Genomic DNA, 10376 nt, shown 5'->3' on the forward strand with positions numbered 1-10376 from the left:
ATTTTTAGAGTATTTTACACAAAATTTGTCTTAAATTTATAAAAGTTATAGTTAAAAGAGGAAATTTAGCGCCAAAAAGACGCTAAATTTATTAAAGATTTATTCTGTAGTCTCTGAAGCGATAGCCGTAAATACAACGTCAGAAGAGCTATTTACCGCAGTTTCAACCGAGTCTTGTATAACTCCGATGATAAATCCTATAGCAACTACTTGCATCGCGATATCGTTTGAAATTCCAAAAAGTGCGCAAGCAAGAGGCACAAGAAGAAGCGATCCTCCTGCAACACCAGAAGCTCCGCAAGCTCCGATAGCCGAAATAAAGCTAAGAAGTAAGGCGTCTCCGAATGTTACCGTTATCTCAGGGATTGAATTAACGGCAGCAAGCGCAAGGATACTTATAGTAACGGCAGCTCCGGCCATATTTATAGTAGCTCCAAGCGGTATAGAGATAGAGTAAAGCTCCTCTTTAAGACCAAGCTTTTTGCAAAGTGCGATATTTACAGGGATGTTTGCAGCCGAGCTTCTTGTGAAAAACGCTGTTACGGCACTTTCTTTGATGCAAGTCATGATAAGAGGGAAAGGATTTTTCTTGATTACCACAAAAGCTATAATTGGATTAACGATAAACGCAACCACAAGCATTGCTCCTACTAGAACGGCGATTAGCTTGAAGTAGCCTTTAAGAGCCTCAAATCCTGTTTCGTGTATGCTGATAGCAACAAGTCCGAAGATTCCAAAAGGTGCTAGACGAATAACGAATCTTACTATCTTAGTAACCCCCTCGCTTACGTCTGAAAATACTTTTTTAGTCTCCGCCGAGCATCCTCTCATAGCTATACCGCCGCCAACAGCCCAAGCGATGATTCCTATATAGTTACCCGTAGCTATAGCTTGAAGAGGGTTTTGAACTATCTTAAACATAAGATCTTTTAAGACATCAACTACGTTTTGAGGTGCGCTCATGGCAGCACTCTCAACTCCTTTTAGCACAAGTTCAACAGGGAAAAGAAAACTAGCCGCAACCGCAACGCAAGCTGCTAAAAATGTACTAACAAGATATAAAACAACGACTTTTTGCATGCCTTTTGCATTGCCAAAGTCTTTGGTAATTATCGAAGTTGCAACAAGAACGAAGATCAAGATAGGAGCAACTGCTTTTAAAGCGCCGACAAACAAGTTTCCAAGTATCGAGATGGAATTTACGATTTTATTAGCAAGTTCGGCAGATTCACCGCCTGAAACAACTTGGGCATTACCCCAAAAGCCTATAACGGCGCCCAGAAGAATTCCGATTAGAATTTGAACGATTAGGTTTCCGTCGGCAAATTTTCTTGCCATATTGCAAACTGCACTCATGTATTTACCTTAAATTTAAATTTGAAAAAGCCTAGTATAGCAAACAAACCTGAAATTTTAAACAAATTCTAAGCGATTAATATGGATTTTATTTTGAAATGTTACAATTTCAAAGTTTTAAAAATACCCATTTTAAGGAAAAATATGTATCTATTTACATCTGAAGTCGTAAGCCCGGGGCATCCTGATAAATGCGCAGATATCATAGCAGATAGCATCGTGGATACCATCTTGACTCAAGATCCAAACGGAAGAGTCGCAAGCGAGGTTTTTGTAGCGGGCAAAAATGTAATAATCGGCGGAGAGATAAATTCGAAAGTAAAATTAAGTTTTAAGGATTATGAAGCCATAGTCAAACATGCGCTTGCTAAAATAGGGTATGACGGCAAGTCAAATTTCACTAAAGAGCAGTGTTTGCACCCTGATGATATCGAAGTTAAGGTTTGCATTAATCAGCAAAGTAGCGATATTAATCAAGGCGTAGATCAAGCTAGCGGCGAGATAGGGGCAGGCGATCAGGGCATAATGTTTGGTTTTGCAAGTTGCGAAGCGAGCGAATACATGCCTGCAGCTATTACTTACGCAAGAATGCTTTGCGATAAGGTGTATAAATTTGCCAAGGCAAATCCCGACAAGCTCGGAGTTGATATCAAAACTCAGGTTACTATTGATTACGGCACCAAGGATAACTTTGAAAATTGTAAGCCCGAAAGCATACATACCATAGTGGTTTCGGCTCCTTGCGTAGAGACAATGAAAATAGAAGAGCTTAGAGCTCTTGTACAAGAACTTATAGACGGCTCAAATTTACCAAAAGAGCTTTATAAAAAAGAAAAGACACTTATTTATATAAATCCTACAGGCAGATACGTAAATCACAGCTCGCTTCACGATAGCGGCTTAACAGGTAGAAAGCTTATCGTAGATAGCTTTGGCGGATACGCTCCGATAGGAGGCGGCGCTCAGAGCTCAAAAGACTATACGAAAGTTGATCGTAGCGGACTGTATGCCGCTAGATGGATAGCTAAAAATATCGTTGCTGCAGGACTTGCTAAAAAGTGCATAGTGCAGCTAAGCTACGCTATCGGAGTTGCTAAGCCTACTTCAGTTAGCGTAGATACTATGGGAACCCATATAGAAGGCGTAAATGACGATAAATTATCTGCTTTTGTAAGCGAAAATTTCTCTTTGACTCCACGCTGGATAAAGGATAAATTCGGACTTGACAAACCCGGCAAAGATACGTTTTTATACGCAAAGGTAGCTGCAAAAGGACAGGTCGGAAACGCTAAGTATCCTTGGGAGAAACTTGACGCGATAGATACGTTTAAGGCTTTGATTAAATAATTTTCGCAAGCCCGCTAAATTTAACGCGGGCTTAATTTGCTCTCAAAATTTAAGGCTTTGTATGAGAATTTGCCTAGCTTTGCATCTTAAATTTTACCTCAAAAACCACGCGGCAAAATTTAAAGAGATTTAAAAATGCAAACGGCGATAAATCAAAACGGCAAAAGCAAGACGCTTGGACTCGTTTTACTTGGACTTTGCATTTTTTATTTTCTTTTGGCGCTAGGCATTTTTATTCTGCCTTTTGACGTGCTGTCGCACTCGTCTCTTGCGTTTTGGTTTGTGGAGGCTATGCTTGAAATTTATCCCGCCGTCAAGCGCGCCTTTACTCATACTGATTTTACGCAAAAAGCTGCATTTTATATCGCTTATATGGGGATCGTGAAAGTTGTCACGCTTACGGGTTTCGTTGCGGCTTGTTTGCTGTGTGGCAGTAAAGAAAATAAAGCTTGCGCGATAAAAGAAGTAAGAAAAGAAAATCCCGTAGTAAGAGTTTTTATTTCATTTTTTTGTATTTTGTGGGTTTGTTTTTTGACAAATAGGGATTTTACGGGTTATGATATCGGATATCGTAAGCCAAGAAACTCGCCCGGATACGAATGGATTTTGAAGTTTCCCGGTGAGCTGTTTTGGCAGATGATGTTTGATCTTATATTTTTAGCTATTGTGGCAGCTTGTATACTTTACGTAGCATTGCAAATTCAGCTACTTTTTCACAAGAGTAATAACGCCTGAATTTAGTAAAAATTACTTAAAAAATTTATCGAACAAGCCGCGTTTTGGCGTGATTATCTCAGATGGCGAGCCATTTACGCTGTGATAAATCGTTTTGTTGTATTTGGTTGAGTAGTATTTAAGCAAAAGGCGTTGTAAATTTGGCTCCGTTGAAGGCACGAACCAGCCGTTGTTTGTGATAGCTATCATCACGTCAAATTCGCCCTTAAACAGTTCGTCTCGCGTAGCTTCATAGCAAATCGCGTTGCGAATTTTAACTCCGTCTATCTCATAATCGCTAACCGAATTTGCGGTTTTAAAATCCTTACTACCGTCAAAAAACAGCTTATTTATCAAATTTTTCATAAAATTTGGAAGCGGAATTTCTTCGCCGAAGGGTACTAGCACAAGCTTATCAAAGCGCTTCATTTCGCCTTTATCAAAGAAAAAAGTAGAGTTGTAGCTTTGAGAATTTTCGTAAGCAAGAGCGCCTGTGATGATAGCGATTTTTTGAGATTTCTCTTTAAGCTCGGCAGTTAAATTTCGCTCCTGCGTCATAAATGTCGGAAATACGCTTTCAGGCATGATTATGGCTCTTTTGCCCTCATTTATCGCCTCATCTATCATCTTTAAATTTTCATTTATAAACTCGTTTTTAAGTGATTTTTCCCATTTTAGAGCTTGAGGGACGCTTGTGGTTGTAAGAGCTACTTCAAAAGGTAAAATTTTAGCTTTAGCATCATCATACTGAACGGCAAAAAGTAAAAGCGTGATGAAAGCTAAAAATTTAAGCTTGGTTTTTATATAAAACAGCGATAAAATCGCAGCAAATACAAAAACAAACCCGTATAAATTCGGCTTAAAAATTCCAACAACAAATATCGCCTCAAAATTTAGCCAGTTAAAATTAAAAGGATGCAAATTTGAAATTAAAATAAGTAAGATCGCTTTAAGCCAAATTTGAGTAGGAATTCCTGCGATAAAAAACATAACTCCATATACGATGCCGATAAATAAAATTTCAATCGGGATTAGGTAGCCAAAGTCGTAATAAATAAGGCTAAAACTGATCCAATAAAACCACAAAATTCCTACGAAAAATCCTGTCGTAAAAAACTCATAGAGATTAAAGTTAAAAAGTAGGTAAAAGCCTAAAATAGCAAGAAACGGCGAGATGAAATTTAGCACTTCAGAATCAAAAAGCGAAAGAAATATAAAATTTGATATCAAAAATGCACTAAAAAAGGCTTTTCTTATAATTTTAGTGCTAAAATATTTGATTAAAAAATTTTTTACTAAGGAATACAATGCAAGAAGGCAATTTTTTAGCTTCATTACTACCTCTGATCGTGCTTTTCGCGATTTTTTACTTTTTGGTTATCAGACCGCAGCAAAAACAGCAAAAAGAGCATCAAAAGATGCTTGCAGCCCTAGAAAAGGGCGATAAGATCATCACTGCGGGCGGACTTTATTGCGAAGTCATAAAACCTGAAGACGATTTTATCAAAGTTAAACTTAATGACGATGTAATAGTGCGCATAGGACGCGAGTTTGTCGCTAGAAAAATCGAGACTAAAGTCAATGCGTAGCGCAAAGGTAACGTATAGGCTCGTTATATTTATCATCGCTTTGGTTTTAGGTATAGGCTTTTCCGCACCTTCGTTTTTTAAGGATATGGGCGGAGCTAAGATTAGCCTCGGGCTTGATCTTCAGGGCGGACTTCATATGCTACTTGGCGTAGAGACCGAGGAGGCGATACACTCTAAGGTAAAATCAATCGCTTCAAGCATTAACTACTACGCAGGCAAAGAAGATATCCTGATAGATAATTTTAAAATTCGTCAAGATTATGTAAATTTCGAGCTTTTAGATAGCGATGATCAGCGCAAGATAGATGACATGCTTAAGGAAATAAAAGGGCTTGATGTAACCAAAGAAGCCCTCAAATACACCATAAGGCTAAGTGATAGCGAAAAGGCTGAAACGATAGAGTATGCCATAAATCAAGCTGTTGAAACCATAAGAAACAGGCTTGATCAGTTTGGTTTGGCAGAACCTACCGTGGCAAGACAAGGCGAAGAAAAGATACTTGTAGAGCTTCCGGGCGTAAAAACACAAGCCGACGAGCAGCGCGCTAGAGAGCTAATCGCAAAAGCCGCGCATTTGCAACTGATGGCTCTTGATGAGAAAAGACAACCTCAAGCAAATACTCTAAGTGCTGTAGAGGCTGAAAGCTACGGCAGTATAGTTTATCCTGACGTTAAAAATGAGCAACAAAAATACGTAGTAAAAAATATCCCCGTTCTTGACGGTTCTATGCTAACTGACGCCAGAGTGACTTTTGATCAGCGCACTAACGCTCCCGTTATTAGCTTTACGCTAAATGCCGAAGGTGCTAGAATTTTTGGTGATTTTACGGGCGCAAATGTCGGCAAGCGTCTTGCTATAGTGCTTGACGGCAAGGTTTATTCCGCACCTGTCATAAATGAGCGCATAGGCGGTGGAAACGGACAGATAAGCGGCGGATTTAGCGTAGAAGAAGCTCATGACGTAGCTATCGCGCTTAGAAGCGGTGCGCTTTTAGCTCCCGTAAAGATGCTTGAAAAAAGGAGCATCGGGCCAAGTTTGGGCGCTGATAGTATAAACCAAAGTATGACGGCTCTTGCAAGCGCAGGAGTGCTTGTAGTGTTATTTATGATAGTTTATTACGGATTTGCGGGAATTTTGGCAAATTTTGCTCTTATTGCAAATATCTTGATACTTGTTGCTGTTATGGCGATGTTTGGTGCCACTTTAACTCTGCCTGGTATGGCGGGCGTGGTTTTAACCATAGGTATGGCGGTTGACGCAAACGTAATTATAAACGAGCGTATAAGGGAATTTTTACGAGACGGACACGGTATAGCGGCAAGCGTCAAAAAGGGCTATGAAAATGCCATGAGTGCGATAATAGACGCAAATTTAACCACCCTAATAACATCCGCAGTTCTTTACGCATACGGCACGGGTCCCGTTAAGGGGTTTGCCGTAACTATGAGTATAGGTATCCTAGCTTCCATGCTTACCGCCATACTCGGCACTCGCGGAATGTTTGACGCGCTTATGAACAGGATAGAAAAAAGCGGCAATACGCAAATTTGGTTTGGTTACAAGAGAGGATAATAATGCAAATTTTTTCAAAAGCACATGTATATGATTTTATGGGCAAGCGTTATATTGCTCTTGCGTTTTCCGCTATCTTGTTTTTTGGTTCGATTTTTTTGCTTGTTACCAAGGGGCTAAACTACGGTATTGATTTTTCCGGCGGAACGCTTATACAAGTAAAATATGAAGACAAAGCGCCTCTTGATAAGATTAGGGCGGCACTTGCTACCGATGAGACGTTTAAAAACGCTTCGGTTACCGAATTTGGCTCTGATAGCGAAGTTGTTATTAGATTTTCGTCTTCAAATTCAAGTATCGGAAGCGACGTGGGCGCTAGTGTAGGCGAGCTTATTAAAGATACGGGCAAGTTTGAAATTCGCCGTGTAGATGTCGTAGGACCAAAGGTAGGAAGCGAGCTTAGACAAAAGGGAATGATGGCTATCGGCATATCTCTTGTGGGAATTTTACTATATATAGCGTTTAGGTTTGAGTGGAGATTTGCCATGGCGGCTATCGCTTCTGAAATTCACGACGTTGTAATTACTCTTGGAGCCATTAGTCTTTTTGGCATAGATGTGAATTTAGACACTCTTGCGGCTATTCTTACGGTAGTCGGATATTCGCTAAATGATACTATTATCATATTTGACCGCATTAGAGAGGGTATTCAAACCAGCAAGAACTCCGATCTTGACGTTATCATCAACGAATCGGTTTCCGCAACTCTTTCAAGGACTATATTAACCTCAGGAACGACTTTGGTTGTCGTTGTTATATTATTCCTTTATGGCGGCGACATGATAAACGGCTTTGCCTTAGCGCTTATAGTGGGAATTTTAGCAGGTACTATCAGCTCTATTTACATCGCTTCTCCGATACTTCTTTGGTTTAAATTTAGCGTAGATAACTATAGAGCCAAAGAGGCTGAAAAGATGAAAGCAAGAAAAGAGCGAGAGCGACATAGGGCTATGTTTGAAAAAGGCGTTGTGTAAGGAGGATTTATGAACTGGGGAAAAGTTGTTTATATATTTTTCGCGCTGATGAGTCTAACGACTACGGCGGGCTTTTTGTATGATAAAAACGAGATAGCGCTATTTGTAGCGGCAAGCGTAAATTTAGTCTCTACACTGCTTAAAATTGGTGTAAAAAATGTCTTATCGGCCGAGCTGTTCGCTAGTTCGCTTGTGGCTGATTTGCACCTTATACCTGCGTTTGTAGTGCTTCAAACAACAGGAAATATGACCGTTGTTTATTCGCTTGCAATCGGCGCTGCTATCGCAAACTTTTTTTCACTTTCGCTTGTTTTGGTTGAAGCAAGTAAGACTCAAGAAGAATTTTAGGAGATAAAATGGCTGAAAATTTGAAGTATGACGCCTTAAAAATTGAGAAAAAATGGCAAGAAATTTGGTTAAAAGATGAAGAATTTGAGCCAAAAGATGATTATAGCTTGCCTAAAAAATATATATTAAGCATGTTTCCATACCCAAGCGGACGTATCCACATGGGGCACGTAAGAAACTACTCAATAGGCGATGTACTGGCAAGATATTACAGAAAGCAAGGCTATAACGTGCTTCATCCGATAGGATTTGACAGCTTTGGCATGCCTGCTGAAAATGCGGCTATACAGCATAAAATTCATCCTAAAATTTGGACTTATGAAAATATCGATTATATGAGAAAAGAGCTTCACTCTCTTGGATTTTCATTTTCTAAAAACCGTGAATTTGCCTCGTCTGATCCGCTTTACACCAAATACGAGCAGGAATTTTTCATCAAAATGTATGAAAAGGGACTTGTTTACCGCAAGAATGCCGTGGTGAATTGGTGCGAGCACGATCAAACCGTTCTTGCAAACGAGCAGGTTGAGGATGGCTGCTGCTGGAGATGCGGAAATAGCGTGATCCAGCGTGAGTTGCCGGGGTATTATCTAAAGATAACCGATTATGCCGAGGAGCTTTTGGCCGATCTTGAAAAACTAAAAGACAAGTGGCCAAATCAAGTAATCACCATGCAGGAAAACTGGATCGGAAAGAGCTTTGGTCTAGAGTTTAAATTTAGCCTCGATGAGGCTTCAAAAGAGCTTTTGGGTGGAGAAATTCAAGGATTTGAGGTTTTTACTACTCGTCCTGATACGATTTACGGAGTTAGCTATACTGCACTTGCTCCTGAGCACAAGATAGTTAAAAAGCTGCTTGAGAGTAGAAATTTAAGCGATGAGGCAAATGAGAAAATAAAAGCTATGCTAAATCAAAGCCCAAGAGAGCGCCAAGCAAGCGAAAAAGACGGTGTATTTTTAGGAATTTACGTAACTCATCCTTTAACGGGCGATAAAGTGCCTGTTTGGGTGGCGAATTTTGTTTTGGCTGACTATGGAAGCGGGGCCGTTATGGCGGTTCCTGCGCATGATGAGAGGGATTTTGAATTCGCTAGTAAATTTAACCTGCCTATCAAGCAAGTGATTAGACCTATTGACGGAGAAATGGATAGTTCAAAAGCATTTACCGAAAGCGGAATTTGTATAAATTCGCCACTTATAAATGGGCTAAATAATGAAGAAGCAAAGCTTAAGATCATAGAAAAATTTGAAAGCGAAAAGATCGGAAAAAGAGTTGTAAATTTTAAAATTCGCGACTGGGGAATTTCTCGCCAAAGATATTGGGGTGCGCCTATTCCTATGATTCATTGTAATAAGTGTGGGGTAGTTTGCGAAGATATAAAAAATCTGCCTGTTACTCTGCCTGATGATGTTGAGATAACGGGTGAAGGCAATCCTCTTGATAAACATCCAAGCTGGAAACATACCAAGTGTCCAAAATGCGGCAGCGATGCAATTCGTGAGACCGATACTATGGATACGTTTTTTGAGAGTAGCTGGTATTTCGCCAGATATGCAAGCGATCATAAGACTTGGAATGAAAAAGCCTTTGATGAAAAGAGCGTAAATTACTGGATGAACGTCGATCAGTATATCGGCGGGATAGAGCATGCGATACTGCATCTTTTATATGCGAGATTTTTCCAAAAGGCGCTTAGAGATCTTGGGTATTTGCGTGATGATGAGCCTTTTGAGAGGCTGCTTACTCAAGGAATGGTGCTAAAAGACGGCAAAAAGATGAGTAAGAGTAAGGGCAATGTCGTAGATCCTGATGATATAATTAAAAACTACGGAGCCGATACTGCAAGGCTGTTTATACTATTTGCCGCACCTCCTCAAAAAGAGCTTGAATGGAACGATAGCGCGGTTGAAGGTGCGTTTAGATTTTTAAATAGGCTTTATGATAAAGCAGGAAGCGTTAAAAAGTGCTCTAAAATTCCTGAAATTGATCACCCTGAGCTTAATAAAGAAGAAAAATATGCTCGCGCGAAAGTCTATGAAGCGCTTAAGAAATCTCAAGAGGTATATACTCAAAGCTTTACTTTTAATACTCTCATAGCTGCGTGCATGGAGGCTTTAAACGCGGTAAACGCGCAAAACAACGAAGATGTAACTACTGAAGCGTTTTTTATCATACTAAATTTACTTGAGCCGATCGTGCCTCATATCGCAAACGAGTTAAGCGAAAATTTATTTAACAGAGCAAATTTCGGAAGCATTGAGATAAAAGAAGAGGTGTTTGAAAAAGATAGCCTAAATTTAGCCATTACGGTAAACGGTAAAAGAAGAGGCGAGGTTGAAGTGCTAAGCGACGCTAGCGAAGCTGAAATTTTAAAATCGGCTAAAGAAACCGTATCTAAATGGCTTGAAGGAAAAGAGCTTGTAAAAGAAATTTATGTGCAAGGAAAGCTTGTAAATTTGGTGGTAAAAGGTTAGA

The 10376-nt window shown here is 39.8% G+C and carries 9 protein-coding genes; 7 read left to right on the forward strand and 2 right to left on the reverse strand.

Features of this window, described 5'->3' with window-relative positions; all coding sequences use genetic code 11:
* Positions 1 to 99: 99 nt before the first annotated feature.
* Positions 100 to 1356, reverse strand: a complete 1257-nt coding sequence (gene sstT / locus CDOM15925_RS05835) for a serine/threonine transporter SstT (protein WP_169942030.1) — start codon at positions 1354 to 1356, stop codon at positions 100 to 102.
* A gap of 144 nt (positions 1357 to 1500) precedes the next feature.
* Here sstT and metK point away from each other — a divergent pair, with 144 nt between their 5' ends.
* Both metK and CDOM15925_RS05845 read left to right on the forward strand, forming a co-directional pair.
* Positions 1501 to 2703: a methionine adenosyltransferase gene (metK, locus tag CDOM15925_RS05840; RefSeq protein ID WP_169942032.1), complete on the forward strand. Its 1203-nt coding sequence runs from the start codon at positions 1501 to 1503 to the stop codon at positions 2701 to 2703.
* Positions 2704 to 2838: 135 nt separating this feature from the next.
* Positions 2839 to 3438, forward strand: a complete 600-nt coding sequence (locus CDOM15925_RS05845) for a hypothetical protein (RefSeq protein WP_169942034.1) — start codon at positions 2839 to 2841, stop codon at positions 3436 to 3438.
* 12 nt (positions 3439 to 3450) lie between these two features.
* Here CDOM15925_RS05845 and CDOM15925_RS05850 read toward each other — a convergent pair whose 3' ends face one another.
* Positions 3451 to 4752 (reverse strand): apolipoprotein N-acyltransferase, encoded by a 1302-nt coding sequence (locus tag CDOM15925_RS05850; protein ID WP_169942036.1) that lies wholly within the window; start codon positions 4750 to 4752, stop codon positions 3451 to 3453.
* Here CDOM15925_RS05850 and yajC point away from each other — a divergent pair.
* From yajC to leuS, 5 genes are read left to right on the forward strand one after another with little or no spacing between them, the layout of a single operon-like run.
* A complete protein-coding gene (yajC, locus tag CDOM15925_RS05855; protein ID WP_169942038.1) occupies positions 4725 to 5006 on the forward strand; it encodes a preprotein translocase subunit YajC in 282 nt (93 codons plus the stop codon). The genes CDOM15925_RS05850 and yajC overlap by 28 nt on opposite strands.
* Entirely contained in the window at positions 4999 to 6579 is a 1581-nt protein-coding gene (gene secD / locus CDOM15925_RS05860; RefSeq protein ID WP_169942040.1) for a protein translocase subunit SecD, read from the forward strand. Before yajC ends, secD begins: the two co-directional genes overlap by 8 nt.
* A gap of 2 nt (positions 6580 to 6581) precedes the next feature.
* Entirely contained in the window at positions 6582 to 7553 is a 972-nt protein-coding gene (gene secF / locus CDOM15925_RS05865; RefSeq protein ID WP_169942042.1) for a protein translocase subunit SecF, read from the forward strand.
* A 9-nt stretch (positions 7554 to 7562) separates the two neighbouring features.
* A complete protein-coding gene (locus tag CDOM15925_RS05870; RefSeq protein WP_169942044.1) occupies positions 7563 to 7901 on the forward strand; it encodes a DUF6394 family protein in 339 nt (112 codons plus the stop codon).
* 8 nt (positions 7902 to 7909) lie between these two features.
* Positions 7910 to 10375, forward strand: a complete 2466-nt coding sequence (leuS, locus tag CDOM15925_RS05875) for a leucine--tRNA ligase (RefSeq protein WP_169942046.1) — start codon at positions 7910 to 7912, stop codon at positions 10373 to 10375.
* The last annotated feature ends 1 nt before the right edge of the window (position 10376 follow it).

It is taken from the genome of Campylobacter sp. RM15925, assembly GCF_012978775.1.
Classification (GTDB): Bacteria; Campylobacterota; Campylobacteria; order Campylobacterales; family Campylobacteraceae; genus Campylobacter_A; species Campylobacter_A canis.

Bases quoted from the DNA above. Each gene is read 5' to 3' on its own strand.
- sstT (WP_169942030.1), bottom strand. From the start codon at position 1,356: ATGAGTGCAGTTTGCAATATGGCAAGAAAATTTGCCGACGGAAACCTA.
- CDOM15925_RS05850 (WP_169942036.1), bottom strand. From the start codon at position 4,752: ATGAAGCTAAAAAATTGCCTTCTTGCATTGTATTCCTTAGTAAAAAAT.
- secD (WP_169942040.1), top strand. From the start codon at position 4,999: ATGCGTAGCGCAAAGGTAACGTATAGGCTCGTTATATTTATCATCGCT.
- secF (WP_169942042.1), top strand. From the start codon at position 6,582: ATGCAAATTTTTTCAAAAGCACATGTATATGATTTTATGGGCAAGCGT.
- CDOM15925_RS05870 (WP_169942044.1), top strand. From the start codon at position 7,563: ATGAACTGGGGAAAAGTTGTTTATATATTTTTCGCGCTGATGAGTCTA.
- yajC (WP_169942038.1), top strand. From the start codon at position 4,725: ATGCAAGAAGGCAATTTTTTAGCTTCATTACTACCTCTGATCGTGCTT.
- CDOM15925_RS05845 (WP_169942034.1), top strand. From the start codon at position 2,839: ATGCAAACGGCGATAAATCAAAACGGCAAAAGCAAGACGCTTGGACTC.
- leuS (WP_169942046.1), top strand. From the start codon at position 7,910: ATGGCTGAAAATTTGAAGTATGACGCCTTAAAAATTGAGAAAAAATGG.
- metK (WP_169942032.1), top strand. From the start codon at position 1,501: ATGTATCTATTTACATCTGAAGTCGTAAGCCCGGGGCATCCTGATAAA.